This window comes from Nakamurella alba, from assembly GCF_009707545.1.
GTDB classification, from domain to species: Bacteria; Actinomycetota; Actinomycetes; order Mycobacteriales; family Nakamurellaceae; genus Nakamurella; species Nakamurella alba.
Genome location: NZ_WLYK01000016.1, coordinates 1 through 22773 on the forward strand (window position 1 = coordinate 1; position 22773 = coordinate 22773).

The window sequence follows — 22773 nt, forward strand, 5'->3', positions numbered from 1 at the left end:
CCTGTTCGCGGTGGTGATGGAGGCCTATCTGCACGGCACCTCGACCCGCAAGGTCGACGACCTGGTCAAGGCGCTCGGCGCCGATTCCGGGATCTCCAAGTCGGAGGTGTCGCGGATCTGCGCGGACCTGGACGTGGAGGTCGCCGCGTTCCGCGACCGGTCGTTGGCCGACCAGCAGTTCCGGTACGTGTTCTTGGATGCCACTTACTGCAAGGCCCGGGTGGACCATCGGGTCGTGTCCCAAGCCGTCGTGGTGGCCACCGGGGTGGCCGCGGACGGGCGCCGTGAGGTGCTGGGCTTCGACGTCGGGGATTCGGAGGACGGGGCGTTCTGGACGGCGTTCCTGCGCACTCTCAAGACCCGTGGGCTGACCGGGGTGCAGCTGGTCATCTCCGACGCCCACGCCGGGCTGCAGGCCGCGATCGGGGCGGTGTTCCTGGGTGCGGGGTGGCAGCGATGCCGGGTGCACTTCCTGCGGAACGTGTTGGCGAACGTGCCCAAGGGGCACGCGGAGATGGTGGCAGCGGCGATCCGCACGATCTTCGCCCAGCCCGACCCGGCGCATCGGTCCGAACCCCATCAGTGACCTGCTGACCCGGATCATCGCGTTCCTGCCCGCGCTGGTGATCGCGATCATCATCGTCATCGTGGCTGCCGCAATTGCCGCAGGCGCGAAGACCTTGATTCAGGGCACCCTAAGCGGTCTGTCGTACGGCAAGACGCTGGCCAGCCTGGCAAGCCTTTTCATCATCTTCCTTGGTGTGGTCGCCGCGCTGAACCAGATCGGGGTTGCTACCACGGTCACCACCCCGATCCTGATCACCATCTTGGCCATCATCGCAGGTGTGGTGATCGTCGGGGCCGGTGGTGGCTTGATCAAGCCCATGCAGGAGCGGTGGGAGAAGATCCTGATGAAGGTTGAGGAAGAGGTGCCCACCATCAAGCAACAGGCCCAGGCCGCCCCCAGTGCTAAAGAGATCGCGGCGCAGAAGGCCGCGGAAGTCAAGCAGGCCTACGAGCAGGCCGACCGCAAGCCCGGGGCAAGTCCCACCCGATAGCGCGCGGCTCGGTCGTCATCTTCGCGAACTCCGTAAATGGGCCCGCAGCTCACAGGCTTGTTGCCGCACGCTCTCGGGTATCGCACCTACCGGCATCACGCAAACACACCGCGTGAGCGGTGTATCTGCCGGAGCCTCAAGGCTCCGGCCCGTTCGAGAAGGGAAACCGCATGATCAAGCAGGACCAGGCACAGCAGCTCATCGACGGCGGCACCGTTGTCGGGAGCGATGGTGAGAACATCGGCAGGATCGGCCAGGTCTACCTGGACAACGAGACCGGTGATGTCAGTTGGGTGACGGTGAAGACGGGCTGGTTCGGTGCGAGCGAGTCCTTCGTCCCCACCGACTCGGCGACCGTTTCCGGCGACACCGTGACCGTGCCTTACGACAAGGCGACGATCAAGGACGCACCGCACTCCGACGGTGCCGGTGATGCGCTGACCCCGCAGCAGGAAGCTGACCTGTACAGCTATTACGGCCTCAGCGGCGGTGGATACACCGGTACCGCGACCGCGGGCACGGGCACGGGCACGGGCACGGCTGCCACCACGGAAGCTCCGACCGCGCCGGGCGGCACCGACGACTACCTGACCCGCTCGGAGGAGCAGCTCCGCGTAGGTACGACGCAGCGGGAAGCCGGCAAGGCCCGGCTGCGCAAGTACGTGGTCACCGAGCAGCAGAGCGTGACCGTCCCAGTCAGCCACGAAGAAGTGCGCGTGGTCCGCGAACCGCTGAGCGCCGGAGACGAATTGGGCACCATCGGTGAGGACGCCGTCGAGGTCACGCTGCACGAGGATCAGGTAGTTGTCAATAAGGACGTCGTTGGTGTGGAAAGGGTCCGCCTGGACACCGAGACCGTCACCGAACAGCAGGAAGTCAGCGAGACGGTCCGTAAGGAACAGATCGAAGTGGGCGACCTCGCCGTCGAGCCCACCACCGGTGACACCAGCCAGGACGAGCCGCGCCGCTAGGCCGGCCGGCACCATCGGAGGCGCGCTACTAGAGTGCGCGCGGTGCGGACGGTCCACCCAGAAGACCGGCTACGAAGGGCCGTCCGCACCCAAGCTCGACAGACTAGCTCCGCACCGTCGTTTCATGACTGAACCCGCTTCGTGGGCTCGGTTTCCCGCGTACCCAGGAGACCTCTTGTGAGTGACCCCGAACGCCACCGTGGCGGTGACGACCCGCTCGAACTAGACCACCAGGCCGGTCACGTCGCGGCCGCCGGACATCAAGGCGATGATGAGCCCACCATCCACCAGCCCGCCGGGGACCGGTCGGCAGACGCCGTCCCGGACCCCCCGGCAGGTCAGCCGGCCGCCGGAAGATGGGCAACCGTTGCAGCATCCGCGGGCACGGACTCCGAGCAGCCAGCGGCCCGCCCCTTCCGGCACATAGCCTCCGAACTGGGCGTCGACCGGGAATCGGTAATCAACCGCGAGAAGGACCGCTTCGGCGGCATCAAGATCGGCAGCGCCTTTTTCGGGTGGGTGGCCGCCGCCGGCATTGCCGTTCTGCTCACCGCGCTGCTGACCGCCGCCGGCGTAGTGCTGAGCCTATCCAGCGACACCACCACTGCCGACATCAATAACCAGGCGGCCACCGGCACCGGCACGGCGAAGACGATTGGTTTGATCGGCGCCCTCCTGCTGCTGCTAGTCCTCTTCGCCGCCTATTACTGCGGCGGATACGTCGCCGGCCGGATGGCCCGGTTCGATGGCATCAAGCAGGGCCTTGCCGTGTGGCTCTGGGGCATAGGCTTCGCCGCGATCATTGCCGTGCTGGTGCTGATCTTCGGCGACAAGTTCAACATCCTGTCGAATTTGAATCTGCCGGGCTTCCCCGTGAACGAGGGCAGCATGACCGCCACCAGCATCATCGCCATCACAGCAGTCGTCGTGATCACCCTGGGTGCTGCACTTCTCGGCGGAGTGGCCGGTATGCGCTTCCACCGCAAGGTCGACCGGGCCGGCCTCGGCGCCTAACCCACTGCACAGCCTGACCGACCCGCAGGTCACTGACACTCAACCGCAGGATGCCGGCCAGGACCCCGACGGAAACGAGCAACGGCATGATGACTCCGCCACTGAACACCAGTACCGATCCGGTTCCCGGCGAGATGCCGCCCAACAGCGGACGTGCTCTAGTGCGCTCAGAGGAATGCCTGCAGGTGCGCACCGTACGGACCCCGTTCCGCCGGGTGCGGCTGGAAAAGTACCGCGTCACGGAGACTCGCACCATGATTGTGGAAGTCGTCAGGGACGAGATCCGGATGGTTGAACTTCCGTTGCACGATTCGGACGCACCGACCCCCGGCACCGCGGACGCTACAGGCCCCACCCAGGTGCAGGACGCGGCGTGGCTGGTGCTCTACGAAGAACATGTGCAGGTGACTAAGCATTTCGTTCCGGTAGCCCGTGCCCGGCTGGAAAGCTTTCTGGTCACCGAAAACCGCGAAGTGACCGCTGAAGTCCGCTCCGAGCGCGTCGAGCTGGAACCCCTCCCGCTTCGCCGAACTCTCCCCGATAGCCGCGTCAACTTGGACCGGTTCCACGAAGAACGGCGATGAAACTGGGAGGGACTCCATTCTGCAGATGCGACACGGCGACGGGCTGCACAATCAGGCCGACCAGGCTCGCCAGAAGCCTCCTGAACAGGCCGACACCCGCAAGGACGCGGACCTGCTGAGCAGTTCGAGTCCAACGCCGGCGGACCTAATCGTCGAATGCACCAGCAGCGGCAGCGCGGGTCATTAAAACAGTATCAGCGGCATGTTGGGCACGCTTCTATAGGGCAGAATTTCACCGACTAACCGGCGGGAGGATCCTTTTCCCATCGACGACCTTTCTAGGCCCGTGCAGAGGGGCCTGACATCCGCCTCTAGCCGCAATAGCGCTTGGTGCGGACGTCGGAACTTCACCGCAGGGCGAATGGGCCATGGCTGGGGCCACATGGCGAATGGCGTGGGTGACCTGTGCGAGTTGGACGGTTGTGGTTGGACCTACCCGTGGCTTTTGTCTCCTCGCACCCCGTCTTCCCGGCGCCCACGGCAACCCGAGCCAGGGAGAGCGCGAGCTTTCGAATTGGCTGCGGACCCGGCGGAGTCGCTTCATGATGGAAACATTGCACCCGCCCGCGCGGAAGAGCTCTATCGCCGGGCGCCAGGCTGGGCTTCCCCGGCTGAGTTCTTGGCCTGCGAGTGACCGGAGGAAGTTGTGTGAACACGGACGCTGAGTCGGCTCTACCCGGCGTGAAGGGCTTCCAAGTGGCCGATGACCGGTGGCGACGCCGACTTGATGAAGCTGAGGCGTTCGTGCTGCAGCACGGCCGGTTCCCCCGGACCACCCAACTCGCGCCGCCACAGGAGCGGCACCTCGGCCAGTGGATCTACACACAGCGCCGCGAGCTCCGCGGGCTGAGCCTGACCGAACAAAGACAGCGGAATCTGGACCGACAGCTCCGGGATGGCGGGGCGAGGGGAACTGACAGAAGCGGACCGGTCGGCCAGTCGGGGCGACACCACACAGACGCGGGCTATCGAAGTGCCGTAGGTGAAGATATATTTGGACGGTGTCCGCCGAGGAGCCCGCGACCAGTGCCGTACCAGCCGTGTGTGGTGGGTGCGCAACGCCGTTTGCTTCCTCGATCACGCTGTCGGGACCGGATGCAGTCACGGTGAGAAATCAGCCAGCCGGTACCTGCCCGGAGTGTGGTGGAATTGGGACGTCCTGCGGGTTCGCCCGTGGCCGCATCGCCGGGATGAGCGGCTCGAGCAGCTGACTTCTCCATTGCGGCAGTAGCGCGTCCAGCTGCTGTAGTCGGGTCGTTGGCAGCAGCTCTTTCCGGGCGTGCTGGCGTTGTACATACAACCACCGGATCAGCTGTCGTTCCGATGCGGATGCCTGCCTGTGCGCTGTTGGCAGGCGCCGGTTCGTCCGGGCGAAGGACACCAGTTCCGTCAGTCGGGCGTTCCAGCAGGCTTCGTCCCGCCGGAACGTCATATTTCGCATCCTAGAGATGATCTGCGCCACCACCAAGGCCGCCAACCGTCGGCGGGTTATCCACACCCGTTCCCGCTGTGCGGCGGTCCGGAACGTTGGTCCGTTCGAGCCCGTGCTCGACATATCTGGTGGTACCCGGGCACAGCGCGTATAGCGAGGAGATCATGTGAGTGAATCAAATCTGTGCCGTGCGCAAATTTCCTCACACTTTCGGGTATTTACCGCGCCGCAAGCGTTTGCCTCTGCGGACGAGGCCACGTTGGGAGAGTGGCTTGATGCCAGCGTTGACAGCTGACGGGCAGGCCGATGGCCAACTACCACTAGCGCCTCATAGACAGCCTCTACTTTGGTCATGGTCGACACTCGAGTGAACGGGCACATCCCCCACAAGCATTCCATCGGAAAGATTCGCCTCTTGTTGGGTATTGACCGATGCATGGGTAGGGGACGGCCATTCATGCACGACGATCAACGATGGTCGGCGCACCTCGCCGACGTCGCGCGGTTCTGCCAGGAACGCGGACACTTCCCCCGGTCCACATACTTGGCTGACCTCTCGGAGCGTCCCCTCGGGCAGTGGCTGGCCCACCAACGACGAGAACTCACAGCACACTCACTGCCCAGACCGCGGCTCGAGCAACTCGACAACTTACTGCCCGGCTGGGCAGCCACCATCCGGGGCGCGAAGGAGGCCATGCGCTGGCCCACTGACGGTCTCAGTTGAGCCCCAGGACGGCGGTGGGTCACTCCAGATGACCAGGATGGCGGCGGCAAGGGCTCTCTCGGAGAGTGGCCGGCGTGACGATGAACGCTGGAGGCAAACGATGTCCCTCTTTGCCGAGTTCGTCAACGTTACCGGATGCTGGCCCAGGCGATCCGTCGAAGCTGACCCCACGAAAACACAGCTAGGCAGCTGGCTGGGAACTAACGGCGAACCCGGCTGCCGGTCCCGTCGTGGCGGCAACAGATGCTCGACGGGCCATGCCGGGATGGCACACCGGGCGCACGGGCAGGCCACCCTCGGCCTAACCCGTTACGGCCGGCGTCAAACACCTTCGGCCCCTGAGCGGAGTGACCGACGAACACCACTGGCTGGCGAGATTCCAAGAAAGCTCGCGAATTTATCTCCGCCCATCGTGGGGATGCCCCGACGCACAGGCGATGCCCCGGCCGGCGAAGGCATGCTTGGAGACTGGATCGCTCACCAACGTCGCCTCGCAGGCCAAGACAGGCTCCCGGCGCACCGATGCGAACAGCTCGACGCGGTCCCGCCCGCATGGGCATTCCGCAGTCGGCGGCGTTAGCTGCAGGCCTGCCCCACGAATGACTAAGTAGTCATTCGGAATTCGCTGAAGGCTGGCGTATGTGCTGGTGGGGCGGCTACCCCCCCGGGCTCACCGCGGCAATGGAGGACGGCCGAGAATCCGCCCGCCGCGGCTAGTGGTCTGCACGCCGGGCCGAAGCGTCCGACGGTGTTCAAGGGTGACCTGGTCGCCCACGCCGCGGTGCGGGGCGACGCCATCGAGGTGGCGACCGGGCCCGCGCAGCACCCGGACATCCGGATCTCCGCAGGCGAGTACTTCCGCGCCTTCATCGCGGGCGAGCACACCCCGGCGGAGTACGCCGCGCTCGCCGGGGTCCTGATCGAAGGCGACCCCGCCTGCTCGAGGAGTTCGCGGCGCTGTTCCGCATCCCGTTGGAGCTTCCGCAGACCACCGGCTGATCCCGCCGGCCGATCTACGTGTGTTGGCTGATGTTGCTCGCGCCCGGCCGGCGAAAAGAAGGTGTCAACAGCCCGGGGACCAAACCCGGACGGACACCCACCAGGAGCACACCATGTCCCCCATCGAACTCATCGCCCTGCTCGCCCTCACCGGCTGGGCCATCTACAAGCAGACCGTCATCACCGAGGTCACCGCCTCCGGCCGCTTCAAGATGGCCATCATCTACGCCGCCGTCGGCCTCGCCGTCGGAGGCTTCGCCCTCCCCCACACCCCAGCAGCCACCGCACTTCTGCTCGGCGGCTTCGCCCTCTCCGCCGTCATCGGCCTCGCCCGCGGCCACTACACCAAGATCTGGATCACCGAAGACGGCAAGACGATGCGCAAGGGCGCCGCCCTCACCATCGCCCTGTTCCTCGCCCTCGTCGCCACTAAGTTCGCCCTCGGCACCCTCGCCTACTTCCTGCACATCAACGACGGCGCCGGCTTCGGCGAGAACCTCTTCATGATCGCCATCATGATCGCCGTCCAGGCCCAAATCGTCTGGAGCCGCGCCCAGACCCCCCGCACCGACGCCCAGCACCTCGCCCACAGCCTCTGAAAAACAGCTCCCAACGGCCCGATCCGCCACCCCGCGGACCGGGCCGTGATCGTCGGTACCATCGGCGCCGGACAGTCCCCGCACCGCCAGAATCATCATCGACGGAGGACACACACCAGCCAGGATTCAGCCGTGCTTAATACCAACCGAGGACGACATCTGGGCGGAGGCAACCGAATCCCGAAGCTGCTGCGCAGCAACAGGCTCGAAGAGGCTGACACTCGACCGCAAACACCGTTCGCAACACCTAGCCTTGGAGGTTAAGAGTCAGCTTCTCGAGGACCTTCGCAGCACCCACAGCCTTCACCTTGCGCCCGATGTAGACATCCATCGTTGTCGTAATCTTCGAATGGCCGAGCTGGTCCGCAATGACCCGACTCGGCAGGCCGGCGTCATCGATCAACGAGGCCACCGTTTTGCGGTAGACGTGTGTGTTCAGGGCCTCGTCGCCGTATCCGATCCGATCGTAGGCCTGTTGAAGTGCCCGACGGGTGTTCGAAGGGTCGCGAAGGCGGCCAAGCTCGGTTGGCATGACGATGTTGTTGCGGGCGAAAGACTTTCGCCGTTTCAGCATGTCGATGCACCACTCGGGGAGCTCTAGGATCCGCTGACCCGCCTTGGTCTTGGTCGACGGCTTGATGGTGAGGCCCGTCGACTTCAGTCGCAGGACGGTCCCATGGATTCTTACTGTGCCGGCCTCGAGATCTACGTCGTCCCACATGAGCGCACATGCTTCGCCAATCCGTACCCCCGTTGCACTCATGAACGCAATAAGGTCGAGGAGATCCCGCTTGACTGCGACCTCGTCATAGGTCAAGTACGCCCAGAGCTGCGTGAGCTCGGCTGCCGAGAGTGATCGTGGTGCCTTCTTGGGCTTGACCGAGATTGCTGCGACGTCACGGCAAGGGTTCGACGTCATGAGATCGAGACGGCAGGCCAACCGGCACATTCCCGACAGCACGCTCTTTGTGAGCTTGGCGAGTGATGAACCATGGTTGACGCGAACCGTGGCGAGGTGGCGGTCGACCACGCCGGTGGTCACCTCTCGGATGCGGAGCTTCCCTAGCGCCGGCAAGACCTGGAGATCGATGCGGTCCCGGTAGGAGCTCACCGTCGATGGGCTCAGGTCGGAAGCTTCCACCTGCTCGAACCAGAGGTTGGCCAGTTCGGCTATACGGCTCTCGCGCGTCAGACCGCCGCCGCCTCCTTGGAGCCCTCTGTCGCGGAGCGCGATCGCCAGGGCGCTACGTGCCGCACCCTCGGTTCGGCCGCTGCGCTCCACCTGACGGGTGCTGCCATCGAAGTCCCGGAAGAGCGCATGTGCCGTCCAACCGGAGCCGCTCCGGTAGGTTCTCGTCTGTCCAGCAGTCCCCAACGGAAGGGTCGGTCTACCCATGTTCGCTCCTGCGGCAGGTGGTCTCGTGCCCACAGTTTACCCACATAAAACGATCGCAGAAGCTGGAATCCGACCGAAGTGGATCGAAGCCATGTGGTAGTGTTTCTGCAGGTCAACGACCTGCACGAGGGCCTCTAGCTCAACTGGCAGAGCAGCGGACTTTTAATCCGCGGGTTCAGGGTTCGATCCCCTGGGGGCCCACCACCGACGGATGCCGGACCAGGCACCCGCAACCGCGCGCGACTCACGACCCGAGCATCAGATCGAGCGTGAAGTCGAAGCGCTCGTGCCCCTCCCCAGAGGTGAGTTCCCGCGCGTGCGCAACGGTGTTCGGGAACAGCCGCGGGGGCAGCATGGCCAGCCGGTCCATCGCCTGCCGCCGACGATCGACAGCGGGATCCGTTGCGCCGGAACCATTCTCCCGCACGGAGGACTCGAAGCAGTAGGCGGCGACGTAGAGCAGCACGGCATCGATCGCCCAGGCGGCATCCCGCGGCGACACCCCGCCGGCCAGCAGGATCGCCAGCAGCCCCTCGCTGATCCGCAGGGTGTCCGGGTTGTGCGGGGCTGCCGACAGCGCCGCCCGGGAGATCCCGGGGTAGCGCAGGTACCGGTCGCGCAGGTCGCGGCAGACCTGCGCCGCCTGCTCGCGCCAGCGGGCGGCATCCGGGGTCGGCACCGCGATGCCCGCGCACAGGTGCCCGATCAGCAGGTCGTCCAGGTCGGCCTTGTTCTGCACGTGGGCGTACAACGACGCCGGGCCTGTCTGCAGCACCGTCGCCACCCGGCGCATGGTGAGGGCGTCGAACCCCTCCCTTTCGACGATGACCAGCGCCGTACGGACGATGAGGTCCACAGACAGCGGCCCACGTCCCGTCGGCGCCTCAGCGACAGCACCACCCAGCGCCGCGACGCGGGCAGCCCAGCGCTCGTCATCCCCGCCGGGCCGGTCCTTGCGTGCCATGCATCCACCGTACCAGTTGACACGAACAGTGTTCGTGAGTAGAACGGTGTTCGTCGCTCACGAACACTGTTCGTCCACAAGTTCCGTCGAGAGGTCACGATGAGCGAGTCGACAACGCCACGCACGCTGCGATCGGCCTGGATCGCCCTGGCCGGGCTGTCCGCGGTCTTCCTGTTCGAGATGCTCGACAACTCGATCCTGAACGTCGCGTTGCCCACCATCGGCCGCGAGCTCGGTGCGTCGACCACGTCCCTGCAGTGGGTGACCGGCGCCTACTCCGTGGTCTTCGGCGGGCTCATGCTGGTCTTCGGCGCGGTCTCGGACCGGGTCGGGCGCCGCAGGATCATGCTGATCGGGCTTGTGCTGCTCGCGCTCTCGAGCCTGGCGACCGCCTTCGTCAGCACCGCCGAGCAGTTGATCGCCGTGCGGGTGGCGATGGGTGTGGCCGCAGCAATGACCACGCCGGGATCACTGGCCCTCACCTTCCGGCTCTTCGACGACGACGACCGACGGGTCCGCGCCACCACGCTCATCTCGACCGTCGGTCTGGTCGGGCTCGCACTGGGGCCGACGATCGGCGGCTTCGTGCTCGCCTTCGCCCCCTGGCAGGTCCTGCTGCTGATCAACGTGCCGGTCGCCGTCCTCGCCTTCGTCGGCATCCGGCTCGGCGTCGCCGCCGACGACCGTGCCGGCCTGCACCGCGATCCCGTCGACGTGCCCGGCGCCCTGCTCGGCACCGCCACCGTTGCCCTGGCACTGATCTCGCCGACCCTGTTCGTCGAGGAGGGCACAGGATCCTGGCTGCCCTGGGCGACCGCTGCGGTCGCGCTCGGCACTGGGTTCGGCTTCGTGTGGCGCGAGCGCACCGCCGCCCATCCGCTGCTGGCCCTGCCGTTGATCGCGCATCCGCTCGTCTCCAGCGGCCTGGCGTTCCGCGCAGCCGCCGGCCTGGCCACCGCCGGGCTCGGCTATCTGACAACGCTGCAGCTGCAACTCGACTGGGGCTGGACGCCCGTGCAATCGGCTCTCGGCATGCTGCCGCAGGTGGTGGTGCTGATCGCCGGCGGCGCGTTCGTCCCGTGGTTCGTCCGCCGCGTCGGGTTTCGGCGCGCCGCGTGGATCAGCGCGACCGCGGTCGTCTCCGGGCTGGCCGTGTTCGCCGCCCTGGGACACCTGGGCTACCCGCTGATTGCCCTCGCGCTGATCCTCACCGCGGCCGGGATGCGGGTGGTCGGCGTCGTCGCCGGCACCAATGTGCTGCGCGGGCTCCCGGAGAACCGCACCACCATCGGCGCCGCATTGATCGACACCGCGTCCGAGGTCACCTCCGGCGTCGGCATCGCCGTCACCGGAACGATTCTGGCCGGGATGTTCACCGGATCCATCGCCACGTCACACTGGTCCGCGGAGCAGACCGAGCAGTTCGGCGCAGCGACCACGGTCGCCGGGCTCACCCTCACACTGATCGGGGCAGGCCTGGTCGCCTTCGGGTTCGTCCGCGGCCGACACGGCGCCGACACGCCTGCCACCGGACTCGACACACCTACCGCTGTGCCGACTCCCGCCGGAACGCCCGGAAGTACCGCCACCTGAAGTGCCACTGGGCGAGCCGCACCAGCGGCCCGACCAGACGCCACGCTCCGGTGACCGTGCTGACCGAACTGATGACCAGGTGCACCACCCCGTCCGGACGTCGCTCCACCACGAACGACTCCTCGCCGCGCAGCGGATGTCCGGCCAGCGTGCCGTAGGCGAACCCGACCCGGTCGGGTTCCCGGATGACCGCGGTGATCCGCACCGGCTCACGGACACGCAGCCGGCCGATCCCGAGGGACAACCAGATCCGCTGGCCGACGGACGCCGGCGTCCCCGCCACCGACCCGCCGTCGGCCCCGATCACCCGGAACCCGCTACGGGTCTTGATTCCCCAGCGCAGGGTCTCGTGAGCCGCGAACTCCCAGAACGACGGCCCACTGCCGATCCGGCGTTCCCCGCGGAACGGGTGGGGTCCGGACACCGGTTGATCAGCGTCGGTGCCGATGCCGGTGCTCTCGAAGGTGGGCGGCAGCGCGCCGAGATCGGCAACAGGTCTCACGACGTCGAGCAGACCACGGATCAGGCCGGGACCGCCACCCGCGCGCGCCCGCGGACCAGCGCGACCCCTGCCGCGAGGCTGACCAGGGCGGCCCCGAGCGCGATCGGCGAGAAGGCATCGCGGACGATGTCGTTCGCCGCGGACGTCCCCAGCACCCCGGCGGCGAAGGCGAAGCCGATCACCAACACCGGACGCGCAGTCGCGGCCGGCAGCAGCGCACCCACCACCAGCCCGGCACAGAGTACGAGATCCGGTACCAGGAAGGCGTTGTCGGAACGCAAAGAGTCGTTCAGGAACAGGAAGGCGAAGGTGCCCACCGCCACCAGGACGGCGGCGACGCGGGCGACGAGCAGGGTCATGGCACAACCTCCGAGGTGAGTACTGATGATCAGTCGTACTGACGATCAGAGTAGCTGATACTCTCGCCGGCTGCGCAAGGCCTATTCTCGGATCCATGGCTGACGCACCCGTGCACGTCGAGGACCTGACGGGGTTCCTGATCTACCGGCTCGGCATGGAACTGGCACAGGTGCTGGCGGAGGCACTCGGTCCGGCCGGATTGCGCCCGCGGGACCTGCGGATGCTCGGCTATCTCAGCGAGACCGCCATGTCCCAGCGGGATCTCGGTGAGCGGGCGGGCCTGGACCGGACCACCATGGTCGCCGCCGTCGACCATCTCGAGCAGGCCGGATTCGTGCAGCGGCACCGGAGCACCACGGACCGCCGCCGGTACGACATCACCCTGACCGACCGCGGGCGCGAGGCGCACGCCTCGGCGATGCGCCACCTCAGCACGGTCGAGGAGGACTACCTCCGGCCGTTGACCGCCGCGCAGCGCAGCGGGCTGCGCGGGGGCCTCGAGGCATTGTTCGCCGCACACACCATCGACTGCTGATCTCCCCTGCCGGGTCAGCGCCCGGCGGCCCCGGTCAGCTCCGCGACCAACCACCTGTTGCGCTGCTCGAGCAGCCCGGTCATGTAGCGGACGAGGAACACCCGGTCGACGACATCGCCGACGAGACCGGCCGGCGACCGGAAGTGCACCACGTCCGTCATCCGGGTGCCGGCTCCGTCAGGTACGAAAAGGTGTGCGTGCCGCCAGATCCCGAACGGACCGGCCACCTGCTCGTCGACGAACAGGTCCGGTCGGCGGTACCGCGTGATCCGGGACGTCATCCGCCACGGGATGCCGAAGTGCACCGCCCGCCAGCTGACCGTCTCGCCCGGTCCCATCATCCCGGACCGCACCCCGCCGACGATCCGCTCCCCCGAGTCGTGCATCGACGCGGTGTGCGCGTCGACCGACAACGACAGGTCGAAGCAGTCCTCGACGGTCGCGGGCACGAGTGTCTCCAGGCAGATCAGCGGCACGGCTCCAGCATGCCTCCGCCGGGCCGGCTGGCGGCACTCACCCCCGGCGCAGCGGCGCCAACCCGTCGGTCTTGTCGTCCCGGTGGAAATCCCGGACCAGCCGGGCGAGCAGGTCCGGCTTCTCCGCGATCAGGCCGTGGGTCGCCCGCGGGACGACCGCGAGCTCACCATCCGGCAGCGCCTCGAACATCGCGATCAGGTGACCGAACTCGATCTCGTCGTCGTCCCCGGACACCACCAGCACCGGCATCGTCAGTCGGGCCAGGTCGTCGACCGTCAGATCCGGCTGCCGGGCGTGCATCTCGGCCATCTTCGCCACCACCTCCGGCCAGTGATCCCGGCCGTCGGGTGAGACCTCGGCGTAGAGGTCGCGGAAGAACTCCGGCGGCTCGCCGTCCAGCACCCCCGGTCGCCAGCCGTCGCGGTGGAACACCGCACAGGCAAACACCAGGCTGCGCACCAGGTCCGGCCGCCGGACCGCGACGGTCAGCGCGACGATCGCACCGTCGCTGTACCCGAGCAGGTCGACCGGGGCGTCGTACTCCCGCTCGATCAGCGCGACGGTGTCCGCGGCCATCAGCTCGAAGTCCAGAGGACCCGGGGCGTCCGGGGTCCGGCCGTGTGCGCGCTGGTCCGGGGTGAGGACGCGGTAGTCGCTCTCCAACTGCGAGACCAGCGGGTCCAGCGCGCGGGAGTCCACCCCACCGGGATGCAGCATCAGCAGCGGACGACCGGTGCCGCGGGTGGAGAAGCTGAGGTCGACGGTGGACAGCGCCGACATGTCAGCTCTCCGGGTCGTCGCCGAAGGCCCGGAGCTCCTGCGGGCAGCGACATGCCACGGCGAACCTCGCCGCCCACTGCACCGCCTCCTCCCGGGTCGGGATCTCGAGAATCGCGTAGCCGCCTTCGATCCGGGCGGTCTGCGGGTAGGTGCCCTCCGTCACCGTGCCGTCCCCGGCCACCCGCACCGGCGGCACGCTCTCGTCGATCCCGCCGCCGAACACCCAGACCCCGGCGGCCTTCGCCTCCCGGACCACAGCATGGGAGTCCTCCACCACCTGCGGGAAATCTTCTTCGGGGAAAATCATCTCGCCGCTCGGGAACGAGATCAGGTACTTCGTCATCGTTGCTCCTGGGATTCTTGTCGTTGGACGGTTCGGGTCAGAACGTGGTGGTGCGTTCCCGGAGCACCGGCAGCCCGGGTCCGGAGAGCTCGTCCAGGTACGCGTGCCGCCCCGCCATCGCCATGACCAGCGCGATCGTCGGGCCTACGACCTCCGGGCCGGTGCCGTGATGGAACGGTCCGTCGGTGGCGGTCAGGGACAGGCCGGTCACTGCTTTCTTGCTGTTCACCGTGAAGTTCCGGCTCACGAAGAACTCGGCGACCGCGGCCGACGCGTCCACCGAAGGGACGGTCCGGATTCCGAGCGGATGCCGGATGTCCTGTCCGTGCACGACGATTTCGCCCAGCCAGGCCGGCATGTGCCCCGAAGCCACGGTGGTGCTGGTGACGATCGACCGGTAACGCCGGAGGGTGAGTTCCGGTGCGGTGCCACGGTGTTCGGCCAGACGGCGGGCATTGTGCAGGTCGGCATCGAATCGTGCACCCACGATGCTGCCGATCCACCGGAGGGTGCCGATGCTCGCCCCGGAGGTCAGGTGAGCGAGGGTCTGCTCCACGGTCCAGTCGCCGCACAGCGACCGGGTCGTCCATCGGTCATCCGCGAGCCCGGTGAGATCAGCGGCGAGCCGGGCGCGCTCCTGGTGGATCAGCGCGAACCAGTCGGCCTTGGATCGCGGGGGTCCGGCGGTCACCGGCGCACGTCGTAGACAGCGGTGACGATGCCGGTGCCGGAGGTGGTGCTGCGGCGGACGTCGAGATCGATCGGGGTGCCCTCGAACAGCTGCTGCCCCTTGCCGAGCACGAGCGGCAGCACGGTCAGGATGTAGGTGTCCACCAGCCCGGCCGCGGCCAGGTCACGCACCAGCACGCCGCTGCCCAGGATCACCACCTCACCGTCGCCGGAGGACTTGAACTCCGCCACCGTGGTGGCCGCGTCCCCGGCCAGCAGCGTCGAGTTCGGGTACGGCAGCTCCTCGTCCGGATTGCGACTGATCACGTACTTGGGGGTCTCCCGGATGATGTCGGTGAACGGGTTCGGCTCGCTGGTGGTCAGCCAGTGCCCGACCAGGTCGTGGTACGTGCGGCGGCCGAACATCAGCGCCACGGTCTCGTTCTGCCCGCTCATCGCCGCCTGCGCGGCCTCGGGATCGGCGGACAACAGGGCGTTCGCCCAGCCACCGCGGTCGAAGCCGCCCCGGGTGTCCTCGTCCGGCCGGCCGGGCGACTGCATGACCCCGTCCAGCGTCACGTTCTCCACCGCCACGATCGAATGCATCCACATCTCCTCAGGTCCGTTCCGCAGCTCCCCGTGTCGACCGCGGCTGATCCCGGAACTCATCGGTGGCCGCGATGAGTTCCCGCGCCCGCACCGGTCCACCCTGTATGACGACCACACCGGAGACCGCCGGACCGCTGACCCCCGAGGACGTTGTGCGCAGGATGATGCGGGCCTACAACGAACAGGACCTGGACACGGCGCAGGCCCTGCTCGCCGACGACCTGAGCTTCACCAGCCCGCAGGACGACCACATCGACCGGGCCGCGTTCCTCGAGCGCTGCTTCCCGACCGCCGACCGCACCACCCGCCAGGACCTTCTCGTGGTGACCGGCGTCGGCGACGGCCGGGTCTACGTCACCTACGAGTACGACCTCAAGGACGAGCAGGGCACCTGGCGGAACACCGAGCTGATCAGCGTGCGGGACGGACAGATCCACGAGATCCAGGTGTTCTTCGGCGGGCGCTACGCCTGAGTCCCTCGGCCTTCAGCGAAAGGCGTAGCGCAGCATCACGTCCGGCCCGCACCGGCGCACCTCGCGCAACTCGGCCCGACGTGCCTCGACCAGAGTGGCGGTGCGTCCGCCGTCCAGCATCATCCGGCCGGCTCCGAACACCACAGGTGCGGTGTAGCAGAGCATCTCGTCGACCAGATCGTCGTCGAGCATCGCCGTGGCCAACGTCGGCCCGCCCTCCAGCAGCACGTGCCGCCGGCCGCGCCGGTACAGCTCCGACAGCACCGCCGCCGGATCCACCCGCAGCCCGCCGCCGAAGTCGGCGGCGGTGGCCACCAGCGTCTCCGCGGCGTCGTCGAGAACTCTTGCCCCGGGCGGCGTCCGGCCCACGGAGTCGAGCACGACGCGCAACGGTTGGGGTCCGATCGGCATTCCGTCGGAGTCACGCACCGTCAGCCACGGGTCGTCGGCCAGCACGGTGCCGACACCGACCATCATCGTGTCCACCCGGGACCGCAGCAGGTGCACGTCGGCGCGGGACTCGGCCGACGTGATCCACCGGCTGGTCCCGTCCGCCGCCGCCACCCGGCCGTCGGCGGTCACCCCGGCCTTGAAGGTGACGAAGGGGCGACCGAGCCGGGTCGCCACCAGCCATACCCGGTTCACGTCCTCGGCCGGAGCGGCCAGGGCCGGCGTCACCAGCACCACGTCGACCCCGGCGGCCCGCAACCGCTCGATACCGCCTGCGGCCGTCGGCCACGGATCACGCACGGCCACCACCACCCGCGTCACCCCGGCGGCCAGCAGCGCCTCCGAGCACGGCCCCGTCCGGCCGGTGTGGTTGCAGGGCTCCAGGGTGACCACGGCGGTGGCGCCGCGCGCAGTGTCGCCGGCCGCCCGCAGGGCGTTCACCTCGGCATGCGGCCCGCCGGCCCTCTCGTGCCACCCCTCGCCGACGGTGTGCCCGTGAGCGTCCAGCAGCACACAGCCGACCACCGGGTTCGGAAGCACCGTCCCCGCCCCACGCGCCGCCAGCTCCACCGCACGGACCAGCGCCGCCTGCTCGGCCCCGGACAACCCGTCGCCGGACTCGCTCCCGTGTTCTGCCTCCGCCACGCGGTCAGTGTCCCGCACCCTCGCACCGCTGCCGGGCAGGTCGGCCGGGTTACCCGGAAGTGCCCTCTTCCTGGCCCGCCCCGACGTGCCTACCGTCCGTCCCGGGACCGTGCGGAAGGAGCAACGGATGCGCAACCATCGGATCACCGTCGACGGGGCCGAACTGGCAGTCCGGGACCACGGGGAGGGACCCCCGCTGGTGCTGCTGCACGGTTGGCCGCACACGAGCGCCCTGTGGGACCTGATGCGTCCGGCTCTCGAGCGCTCGTTCCGGGTGATCACCCCGGACCTGCGCGGCATGGGCGACTCCACCCGGGTGACCGGCCCGATCGCCGGCGCTACGGTCGCCGCGGACCTGATCGCGGTGCTCGACGCCCTGGACATCGACTCCGCGACCGTCGTCGCGATCGATGCCTCGGTACCGGGTGCGTTCCTGGCCGGCATGCAGCACCCGGATCGGGTGGACCGGCTGGTGCTCGCCGAATCGCTCCTGATGCCGCTGCCGGGCGCGGATGCCTTCCTGGCCGGCGGTCCGCCGTGGTGGTTCGGTTTCCATGGGGTGCCCGGGCTGGCCGAGCACGCGGTGGCCGGTAACGAGGATGCCTACATCGGGTGGTTCCTGCGCAACGGGACCCGGACACGGGAGGGTGTCCCGGCGGAGATGGCGGCGCAGTTCGTCGATGCGCTGCGCGGCCCGGAGTCGCTGGCCAGCAGCTTCGGCTACTACCACTCCGGCGCGGAGACGGCAGCGGCGGTCGCTGCCGCGACGTCGACGGGACGGCTCACCGTGCCCACGCTGGCCGTCGGCGGCGACACAGTCGGTGATGTGCTGGCGAACCAGCTCTCAGGGGTGACCGACACGCTCACCCGCCGGCTGTTCCCGTCGGCCGGGCACATCCTGCCGGTGGACGTGCCCGACGAGTTCGCCGCGCTGATCACGGACTTTTGCGCCGGTCAGCTCGCCGGCTGAGTGTTCGGCCGCCGATCCGACCGTCGCTGACTCGTCGACCCGGCCATCGAGAGAGTCGTCGACCGGGCCACTGGCGGACTCGCCGACCCGGCCATCGAAGAAGTCATCGACGGGGCCATCGGCCGACCCATCGACCCGGCCATCGGCCGGCCCGTCATCGAGAACTCCTGCGCTGTCGTCGATCTCCGCGATGTGCTCCTCGGCCCAGTCCCGCAGCGCGGCCAGCGGGACCTCCAGCGACAGGCCCAGGTCGGTGAGCGAGTAGTGCACGCGAGGTGGGACCGTCGGCTCCTCCCGGCGGATCACCAGCCGGTCCGACTCCATCCGCTGCAGCGTCGCCGCGAGCATCTTCTTGGAGATCCCCGGCATCCGGCGCCGCAACTCGGCGAACCTGATCTCGCCGGTGCCGGCACCGGTCCGCTCGGCGGTCGCCCGTTCCGCGGCCAGCAGCTTCACCGCCATCGACGTCCACTTGTCGCCGATCCGGTCCAGCAGGTGCCGGGTCGGGCAGGTCGGCGAGAACAGATCTCCCCGCCGGGCGCGCCGCTCCATGCCCCCACCCTACGGTCAGCACGTCCGCGGGGTGGGAGTTGCTCCGGCGCAACGGCCATCGTTCCGGAATACTGAGGACCGTCACATCCATTGCCAGGAGCCACGTCCCGCGTGGCTGATGGCAACAGATCGGGCCTGGTCCGGACCATCTGCTCCCCGGAGTCACCCCGCCCGCCGGCCGGACCGTCACATCCGTTGCCAGGAGCCACGTCCCGCGTGGCTGATGGCAACAGATCGGACCGGACGCACCGGCCATCGATCCGCGTCGGACCGTCCGGACATCGCCCGCCGCCGGAACCGGATTCGGCGGACGCCCGCTCAGCTCTCGATGTCGAAGAGCAGGTGGGAGAGTTCGGTGTTGACGTGGTCGATGTGCTCCATCGCCCGCTCCGCTGCCTCCAGCGGGGCGCGGCTGAGCAGCGCCACCATGATCAGCTCGTGGTCCTTGATGGCCGAGGCGAGCCGGCGCGGCGGGTACATCGAGCGCACCTCGTCCATCAACGGCCGCACGCACGCCGTCATCAGCTGCAGCACCGAGTTGTGGCTGGCGTCGGCGATCGCCCCGTGGAACGCGCTGTCCCACTCGTTGATCGCCGCCCGGTCCTCACGGTCGTGCGCCCGGCGGCCCTGCTCGTAGGCGTGCGAGATCCGGCTCAGATCCGCCGGTGTCGCCCGGGAGGCGGCGAGTCGCGCAGCCTCGCCCTCCAGCACCCGGCGGGTCTCCATCGCGTCCAGCAGCAGCGACCGCTGGTCCCGGTTGGAGAAGTGGACCAGGTGCGTCAGCGACTTCGCCACCAGCGCGATGTCCGGCTCCCGGACGAACGTCCCGTCGCCCTGCCGCACCTCGACCAGGCCCTGCGCCGCCACCCGGGCGATGGCCTCGCGGACCACCGACCGGCTGGCGCCGAACTGCTCACCGAGCTGGTCCACGGTCGGCAGCCGGTCGCCCGGCTGGCGGCTGGTACGGATCAGCTCCATCAGCTCGTCGGTGACCATGTCAACCCGCGACAGCTTGGCCGCGGGAACCTTCACCGGCCCGCTGCCGGGCACGATCCCCGGCTCGGGCTGTTCGCCGACCCGGCGCAACGGGTGCGCGCGGGCTCGCGACGACTCAGACTGCACGGGTCCTCCCCCGATCGACGGGGGTCTCCGACCCCTGTCCGGTCACGACGTTCCTGTCCGGATCCTGCTGCTGATCTTGCTGGACGAGCTGCGACAAGGGAACCGGGCGCGCCGGTGGCCGGCGCCGGAAGCCCGCTCCGGCCTGCTCCGGCCGGGGCACCGCCGCCAGCTGCGCGCAGATCGCGAGCTCGCAATTGCGCCCCTGACAGGCGCCCATCCCGGCCCTGGTCACCGCCTTGACCGCGTCCGGCGTGCGGGCGCCGCCGGCGATCGCCGCCGTCACGGTCGCCCGGCTCACCGACTCGCACCGGCAGAGCAGGGTGGAGTCGGTGCTCAGATCCGGCATGCCGGCGGCCGGGGTACGACCCCGGTCCATCGCCGCGCGGACACGCCGGGCGTTGTCCCGCGCCGCCCGGGCCCGGCGCAGCGAGCGGCGGTCCGGCCCGGCGACTGCCAGGTCCTCGAGCACCGCGGCGCCGGTGAGCAGCCCGGAGGCCTCCGCGACCGTCGATCCCTCCGGGACCACGCCGTCGCCGGCGGCGTAGATGCCGCTGACCGGGGTGCGGCCGGCGGCATCCAGCACCGGCCGGCGGTCGGCACCGGAGCCGTCCGACGGGCAGCCGGCGATGTCGAGCAGTTCGGTGGAGGGCCGGAACCCGTAGCCGACGCACACCGCGTCGGCCTCGACGGTCCGCTCGGTCCACAGCACCGGCGAGAAGTCGGGCGCGGCGGTGGCCAGCACCACGGCCGACACCTCCTGATCACCCTCGGCGCGGACCAGCACCGTCTCCGGCGTGATCCGCACCCCGGCGCGGCGCAGCACGGCCAGGTGCCCCGCACCTTCCCACAGGGTGTGGCGCCCCGCAGCGGTCCGGGATCCGACGGCGGCGACCGCCAGCATGTGCCGCAGCGTCAGCGCCGGTGCAGGGTCGAACACCCCGGCGATGTCGACGCCGGCGCGGACCATGTCCGCGGCGAAGGCGATCAGCAGCGGGCCGGTGCCGGCCAGCACCACCCGGCGGCCGGGCGAGATGCCCTGGCCGACCATCAGGGCGTGCGCGCCACCGGCGGTGAGCACACCGGACAGCGTCCAGCCGGGGAAGGGCACCGGCAGGTCGAACGCGCCGGCGGCGACGACCGCGGCCCGGAACGTCACCCGGACCGCGCCGTGCGGGCCGGTGAGCATGGCGTGGTCGGCGGCGAGATCCCAGACGGTGCAACCGGTCCGGCGCAGCCCACCGGCGGCGGCATAGGCGGCGTCGCGACGCGCACCGGCGGCCCGGTGCGCCTGCCCGGGGCCTCCGGTCGGCACACCGGCCGGCCGCTGCCGGTACACCTGGCCGCCGAGGGTGGTGCGCTGCTCGACCAGCAGGGTGCGCAGCCCGGCGGCGGCGGTGGTGGTCCCGGCGGCCATCCCGGCCGGCCCGCCGCCGATCACCAGCACGTCGACGTCCTCGGTGTGCAGCTCACTCATCGCCGGCTCCGCCCGTCCGGACGTCCGCGCCGGGCTCCGCCGGCTCCACGCAGGTGCGCACCGAGAACCGCCCGTCGACGGACATCTCGCACTCGCCGCAGACCCCGATGCCGCAGTACAGGCCGCGCGCACTGCCGTCGACGCCGCGCCGCTGCACCCGGATCCCGGCGGCGATCGCAGCCGCGGCGATGGTCTCGCCGGGGTACGCGGTCACCGGACGGTCGTCGACGGTGAACGAGAACAGCTGTGCAGCAGCGCGTCCGGGCACCACCCCGGGCAACCGGCCGTCGGTACGGTCCGGGTTCCGCCGCCACCGGGAGAGGAGGGTCATGCCTGCACCGCTGTCAGGTCGCCGGCCACCGCGGGCCGGTTCGGGTCGTACGGGTCGAGGTCGATCCCGGGGTCCTGCCCGGTCAGCTGCCGGGCCAGTCCCTCACCGAGCACCGGGGCGAAGGTGTAGCCGGCGTACCCGCGCGGGACCACGTACTCGACGAAGCCGGGCAGCCCGGTGTGCTCGCCGATCACCGGCAGGTTGTCCGGGGTGACCGGGATGAGGCCGGCCCAGGTGCGCAGCAGCGGCGCGGACAGCAACGGCGGCAGCACCTCGGCCGCCAGTGCGAGATTGCCGGTGACGGCATCGGTGTCAGGCAGCGTCGCCTCCGGCACCGTCTGGTCGCCGAGCCAGCCGCCGCCGACCAGCACGGTGCCGGTGCCGGTTTGCTTCATGGTGAGCCGGGCGCCGATGTGCTGCACCATCGGCAGCAGCAGCCGCGGCAACCGGCCCAGCACGCTGACCATCTGGGACACCGGGCGATGCCGGGCCGGCGCACCGACCATGGCACCGATCGGCACCGCATACGGACCGCCGGCGTTCACCACCACCCGGGCCGTCTCAGGCGTGCCGTCGACGTCCACCCGGAAACCGCCGCCTGCCAACGGCTCGATGGCCCGGACCGGGGCACCGGTCCGGACCTCGGCGCCGAGCCGCTCGGCGGCGCGGGCCACCGCCGGCCCGGCGAGCAGCGGGTTGACCGCGCCCTCCTCCGGGCAGAACGCCACCCCGGACAGGCCGCGGGACAGCCCGGGCACCAGCTCCGCGGTCTCGTGGGCGTCGAGGATCCTGGTGCTGAGCCCGATCTCGTAATCGGCCGGGATCTTCGCGTGCAGCGCCGCGGCGTGGTCCGGGGTGGATCCGACCATCAGCCCGCCGTGGAAGTGCAGCTCCATGTCGTCGGACACGGTGTCCGGCATCGCCTGCCAGGCGGCCATCGACCGCCGGATCAGCTCGGCCCGGAACGGCAGCGGGGTGTCCTGCCGCCGCAACTGGAAGTGCAGGCTGCCGGCGTTGGCGCCGGATGCCCCGCGCCCCAGCATGTCCCGCTCGGCGAGCAGCACCGAGGCGCCCGCCGCGGCCAGCGAGCGGGTCAGGCACAGGCCGAGGATCCCACCCCCGACCACGACGACGTCCCAGGTCATGC

General features: G+C 69.2%; 27 protein-coding genes, 1 tRNA gene and 2 pseudogenes. 14 read left to right on the forward strand and 16 right to left on the reverse strand.

All coding sequences use genetic code 11. The features are described 5' to 3' along the window. The 6 genes and pseudogenes from GIS00_RS24695 to GIS00_RS29495 form a co-directional block, all read left to right on the forward strand. Positions 1-559 (forward strand): annotated as a pseudogene (locus GIS00_RS24695) (IS256 family transposase); the annotation flags it as partial. A 64-nt stretch (positions 560-623) separates the two neighbouring features. After that, complete coding sequence (locus GIS00_RS24700) at positions 624-1058, forward strand: hypothetical protein (RefSeq protein ID WP_154771146.1); 435 nt, start codon at positions 624-626, stop codon at positions 1056-1058. A 170-nt stretch (positions 1059-1228) separates the two neighbouring features. Continuing rightward, on the forward strand, positions 1229-2029 hold the full coding sequence (locus GIS00_RS24705; protein ID WP_154771147.1) for a PRC and DUF2382 domain-containing protein: 801 nt from the start codon (positions 1229-1231) through the stop codon (positions 2027-2029). Positions 2030-2206: 177 nt separating this feature from the next. Continuing rightward, positions 2207-3043 (forward strand): hypothetical protein, encoded by an 837-nt coding sequence (locus GIS00_RS24710; RefSeq protein WP_154771148.1) that lies wholly within the window; start codon positions 2207-2209, stop codon positions 3041-3043. 50 nt (positions 3044-3093) lie between these two features. After that, positions 3094-3627 carry a DUF2382 domain-containing protein gene (locus GIS00_RS24715; protein ID WP_154771149.1) on the forward strand — a complete coding sequence of 178 codons (534 nt, stop codon included), beginning with the start codon at positions 3094-3096 and terminating at the stop codon, positions 3625-3627. A gap of 696 nt (positions 3628-4323) precedes the next feature. Continuing rightward, the gene (locus GIS00_RS29495) at positions 4324-4737 is read left to right on the forward strand and encodes a helicase associated domain-containing protein (RefSeq protein ID WP_407666924.1); all 414 of its coding nucleotides are present in this window, start codon (positions 4324-4326) and stop codon (positions 4735-4737) included. A 4-nt stretch (positions 4738-4741) separates the two neighbouring features. Here the strand turns inward: GIS00_RS29495 and GIS00_RS29500 are convergent, their stop codons facing one another. Then, positions 4742-5182 (reverse strand): helicase associated domain-containing protein, encoded by a 441-nt coding sequence (locus GIS00_RS29500; protein WP_154771150.1) that lies wholly within the window; start codon positions 5180-5182, stop codon positions 4742-4744. Between the two features lie 334 nt (positions 5183-5516). On the opposite strand from GIS00_RS29500, the gene GIS00_RS29505 reads away from it, so the two are divergent. The 3 genes from GIS00_RS29505 (at position 5517) to GIS00_RS24740 (ending at position 7381) form a co-directional block, all read left to right on the forward strand. Continuing rightward, positions 5517-5783 (forward strand): helicase associated domain-containing protein, encoded by a 267-nt coding sequence (locus GIS00_RS29505; protein WP_196073455.1) that lies wholly within the window; start codon positions 5517-5519, stop codon positions 5781-5783. A gap of 748 nt (positions 5784-6531) precedes the next feature. Further along, positions 6532-6813, forward strand: coding sequence for a hypothetical protein (locus GIS00_RS24735; RefSeq protein ID WP_154771152.1), 282 nt, complete (start codon positions 6532-6534; stop codon positions 6811-6813). 82 nt (positions 6814-6895) lie between these two features. Then, positions 6896-7381, forward strand: a complete 486-nt coding sequence (locus tag GIS00_RS24740; RefSeq protein WP_154771153.1) for a DUF1453 domain-containing protein — start codon at positions 6896-6898, stop codon at positions 7379-7381. Between the two features lie 247 nt (positions 7382-7628). On the opposite strand, the gene GIS00_RS24745 is transcribed toward GIS00_RS24740, so the two are convergent. Continuing rightward, on the reverse strand, positions 7629-8777 hold the full coding sequence (locus tag GIS00_RS24745; RefSeq protein ID WP_154771154.1) for a site-specific integrase: 1149 nt from the start codon (positions 8775-8777) through the stop codon (positions 7629-7631). 128 nt (positions 8778-8905) lie between these two features. Here GIS00_RS24745 and GIS00_RS24750 point away from each other — a divergent pair. Beyond that, positions 8906-8981, forward strand: a tRNA-Lys gene (locus GIS00_RS24750). Positions 8982-9021: 40 nt separating this feature from the next. Here the strand turns inward: GIS00_RS24750 and GIS00_RS24755 are convergent. After that, positions 9022-9741, reverse strand: coding sequence for a TetR/AcrR family transcriptional regulator (locus GIS00_RS24755; RefSeq protein ID WP_154771155.1), 720 nt, complete (start codon positions 9739-9741; stop codon positions 9022-9024). A gap of 99 nt (positions 9742-9840) precedes the next feature. Between GIS00_RS24755 and GIS00_RS24760 the strand changes: the two genes are divergently transcribed. After that, positions 9841-11334: an MFS transporter gene (locus GIS00_RS24760; RefSeq protein ID WP_154771156.1), complete on the forward strand. Its 1494-nt coding sequence runs from the start codon at positions 9841-9843 to the stop codon at positions 11332-11334. Here GIS00_RS24760 and GIS00_RS27045 read toward each other — a convergent pair. Together GIS00_RS27045 and GIS00_RS27050 are read right to left on the reverse strand one after the other, a co-directional pair. Continuing rightward, entirely contained in the window at positions 11285-11836 is a 552-nt protein-coding gene (locus tag GIS00_RS27045; protein WP_196073456.1) for a DUF1990 family protein, read from the reverse strand. The two genes, GIS00_RS24760 and GIS00_RS27045, sit on opposite strands and share 50 nt — an antisense overlap. Before the next feature lie 20 nt (positions 11837-11856). After that, positions 11857-12195 (reverse strand): hypothetical protein, encoded by a 339-nt coding sequence (locus tag GIS00_RS27050; RefSeq protein ID WP_196073457.1) that lies wholly within the window; start codon positions 12193-12195, stop codon positions 11857-11859. A gap of 95 nt (positions 12196-12290) precedes the next feature. Here GIS00_RS27050 and GIS00_RS24770 point away from each other — a divergent pair, with 95 nt between their 5' ends. Further along, positions 12291-12731: a MarR family winged helix-turn-helix transcriptional regulator gene (locus tag GIS00_RS24770; protein ID WP_154771158.1), complete on the forward strand. Its 441-nt coding sequence runs from the start codon at positions 12291-12293 to the stop codon at positions 12729-12731. A gap of 14 nt (positions 12732-12745) precedes the next feature. Here GIS00_RS24770 and GIS00_RS24775 read toward each other — a convergent pair whose 3' ends face one another. The 5 genes from GIS00_RS24775 to GIS00_RS24795 are packed head-to-tail and all read right to left on the reverse strand — an operon-like array spanning position 12746 to position 15606. Beyond that, a complete protein-coding gene (locus GIS00_RS24775; protein ID WP_230314128.1) occupies positions 12746-13207 on the reverse strand; it encodes an SRPBCC family protein in 462 nt (153 codons plus the stop codon). Positions 13208-13244: 37 nt separating this feature from the next. Further along, positions 13245-13988, reverse strand: coding sequence for an alpha/beta fold hydrolase (locus GIS00_RS24780; protein WP_154771159.1), 744 nt, complete (start codon positions 13986-13988; stop codon positions 13245-13247). A 1-nt stretch (position 13989) separates the two neighbouring features. Next, positions 13990-14331, reverse strand: coding sequence for a YciI family protein (locus GIS00_RS24785; protein WP_154771160.1), 342 nt, complete (start codon positions 14329-14331; stop codon positions 13990-13992). A 37-nt stretch (positions 14332-14368) separates the two neighbouring features. Beyond that, positions 14369-15022 carry a maleylpyruvate isomerase family mycothiol-dependent enzyme gene (locus GIS00_RS24790; RefSeq protein ID WP_322098405.1) on the reverse strand — a complete coding sequence of 218 codons (654 nt, stop codon included), beginning with the start codon at positions 15020-15022 and terminating at the stop codon, positions 14369-14371. Then, on the reverse strand, positions 15019-15606 hold the full coding sequence (locus GIS00_RS24795; protein WP_154771161.1) for a dihydrofolate reductase family protein: 588 nt from the start codon (positions 15604-15606) through the stop codon (positions 15019-15021). The genes GIS00_RS24790 and GIS00_RS24795 overlap by 4 nt, the downstream gene beginning before the upstream one ends. Positions 15607-15713: 107 nt before the next feature. On the opposite strand from GIS00_RS24795, the gene GIS00_RS24800 reads away from it, so the two are divergent. Continuing rightward, positions 15714-16082, forward strand: a complete 369-nt coding sequence (locus GIS00_RS24800) for a nuclear transport factor 2 family protein (protein WP_230314129.1) — start codon at positions 15714-15716, stop codon at positions 16080-16082. 12 nt (positions 16083-16094) lie between these two features. Here GIS00_RS24800 and ribD read toward each other — a convergent pair whose 3' ends face one another. Beyond that, positions 16095-17177, reverse strand: coding sequence for a bifunctional diaminohydroxyphosphoribosylaminopyrimidine deaminase/5-amino-6-(5-phosphoribosylamino)uracil reductase RibD (gene ribD, locus GIS00_RS24805; protein WP_322098406.1), 1083 nt, complete (start codon positions 17175-17177; stop codon positions 16095-16097). 127 nt (positions 17178-17304) lie between these two features. Between ribD and GIS00_RS24810 the strand changes: the two genes are divergently transcribed. Then, on the forward strand, positions 17305-18147 hold the full coding sequence (locus tag GIS00_RS24810) for an alpha/beta fold hydrolase (RefSeq protein WP_154771162.1): 843 nt from the start codon (positions 17305-17307) through the stop codon (positions 18145-18147). Positions 18148-18324: 177 nt separating this feature from the next. On the opposite strand, the pseudogene GIS00_RS28555 reads toward GIS00_RS24810, so the two are convergent. From GIS00_RS28555 to GIS00_RS24835, 5 genes and pseudogenes are all read right to left on the reverse strand, one after another. Next, positions 18325-18699: pseudogene (locus GIS00_RS28555) on the reverse strand (winged helix-turn-helix transcriptional regulator); the annotation flags it as partial. 318 nt (positions 18700-19017) lie between these two features. Further along, a complete protein-coding gene (locus tag GIS00_RS24820; RefSeq protein WP_154771164.1) occupies positions 19018-19821 on the reverse strand; it encodes a FadR/GntR family transcriptional regulator in 804 nt (267 codons plus the stop codon). Next, positions 19811-21295, reverse strand: coding sequence for an FAD/NAD(P)-dependent oxidoreductase (locus GIS00_RS24825; RefSeq protein ID WP_154771165.1), 1485 nt, complete (start codon positions 21293-21295; stop codon positions 19811-19813). The genes GIS00_RS24820 and GIS00_RS24825 overlap by 11 nt, the downstream gene beginning before the upstream one ends. Next, positions 21288-21626 (reverse strand): (2Fe-2S)-binding protein, encoded by a 339-nt coding sequence (locus GIS00_RS24830; RefSeq protein WP_154771166.1) that lies wholly within the window; start codon positions 21624-21626, stop codon positions 21288-21290. The genes GIS00_RS24825 and GIS00_RS24830 overlap by 8 nt, the downstream gene beginning before the upstream one ends. Then, positions 21623-22771, reverse strand: a complete 1149-nt coding sequence (locus tag GIS00_RS24835; RefSeq protein WP_154771167.1) for an NAD(P)/FAD-dependent oxidoreductase — start codon at positions 22769-22771, stop codon at positions 21623-21625. Before GIS00_RS24835 ends, GIS00_RS24830 begins: the two co-directional genes overlap by 4 nt. Positions 22772-22773: the final 2 nt, after the last annotated feature.

Bases quoted from the DNA above. Each gene is read 5' to 3' on its own strand.
- GIS00_RS24715 (WP_154771149.1), top strand. From the start codon at position 3,094: ATGCCGGCCAGGACCCCGACGGAAACGAGCAACGGCATGATGACTCCG.
- GIS00_RS24825 (WP_154771165.1), bottom strand. From the start codon at position 21,295: ATGAGTGAGCTGCACACCGAGGACGTCGACGTGCTGGTGATCGGCGGC.
- GIS00_RS24745 (WP_154771154.1), bottom strand. From the start codon at position 8,777: ATGGGTAGACCGACCCTTCCGTTGGGGACTGCTGGACAGACGAGAACC.
- GIS00_RS24785 (WP_154771160.1), bottom strand. From the start codon at position 14,331: ATGACGAAGTACCTGATCTCGTTCCCGAGCGGCGAGATGATTTTCCCC.
- GIS00_RS24780 (WP_154771159.1), bottom strand. From the start codon at position 13,988: ATGTCGGCGCTGTCCACCGTCGACCTCAGCTTCTCCACCCGCGGCACC.
- GIS00_RS24795 (WP_154771161.1), bottom strand. From the start codon at position 15,606: ATGCATTCGATCGTGGCGGTGGAGAACGTGACGCTGGACGGGGTCATG.
- GIS00_RS27050 (WP_196073457.1), bottom strand. From the start codon at position 12,195: ATGACCCTGCTCGTCGCCCGCGTCGCCGCCGTCCTGGTGGCGGTGGGC.
- GIS00_RS29500 (WP_154771150.1), bottom strand. From the start codon at position 5,182: ATGTCGAGCACGGGCTCGAACGGACCAACGTTCCGGACCGCCGCACAG.
- GIS00_RS24705 (WP_154771147.1), top strand. From the start codon at position 1,229: ATGATCAAGCAGGACCAGGCACAGCAGCTCATCGACGGCGGCACCGTT.
- GIS00_RS24830 (WP_154771166.1), bottom strand. From the start codon at position 21,626: ATGACCCTCCTCTCCCGGTGGCGGCGGAACCCGGACCGTACCGACGGC.
- GIS00_RS24740 (WP_154771153.1), top strand. From the start codon at position 6,896: ATGTCCCCCATCGAACTCATCGCCCTGCTCGCCCTCACCGGCTGGGCC.
- GIS00_RS24800 (WP_230314129.1), top strand. From the start codon at position 15,714: ATGACGACCACACCGGAGACCGCCGGACCGCTGACCCCCGAGGACGTT.
- GIS00_RS24835 (WP_154771167.1), bottom strand. From the start codon at position 22,771: ATGACCTGGGACGTCGTCGTGGTCGGGGGTGGGATCCTCGGCCTGTGC.
- GIS00_RS29505 (WP_196073455.1), top strand. From the start codon at position 5,517: ATGCACGACGATCAACGATGGTCGGCGCACCTCGCCGACGTCGCGCGG.
- GIS00_RS24755 (WP_154771155.1), bottom strand. From the start codon at position 9,741: ATGGCACGCAAGGACCGGCCCGGCGGGGATGACGAGCGCTGGGCTGCC.
- GIS00_RS24760 (WP_154771156.1), top strand. From the start codon at position 9,841: ATGAGCGAGTCGACAACGCCACGCACGCTGCGATCGGCCTGGATCGCC.
- GIS00_RS24810 (WP_154771162.1), top strand. From the start codon at position 17,305: ATGCGCAACCATCGGATCACCGTCGACGGGGCCGAACTGGCAGTCCGG.
- GIS00_RS24770 (WP_154771158.1), top strand. From the start codon at position 12,291: ATGGCTGACGCACCCGTGCACGTCGAGGACCTGACGGGGTTCCTGATC.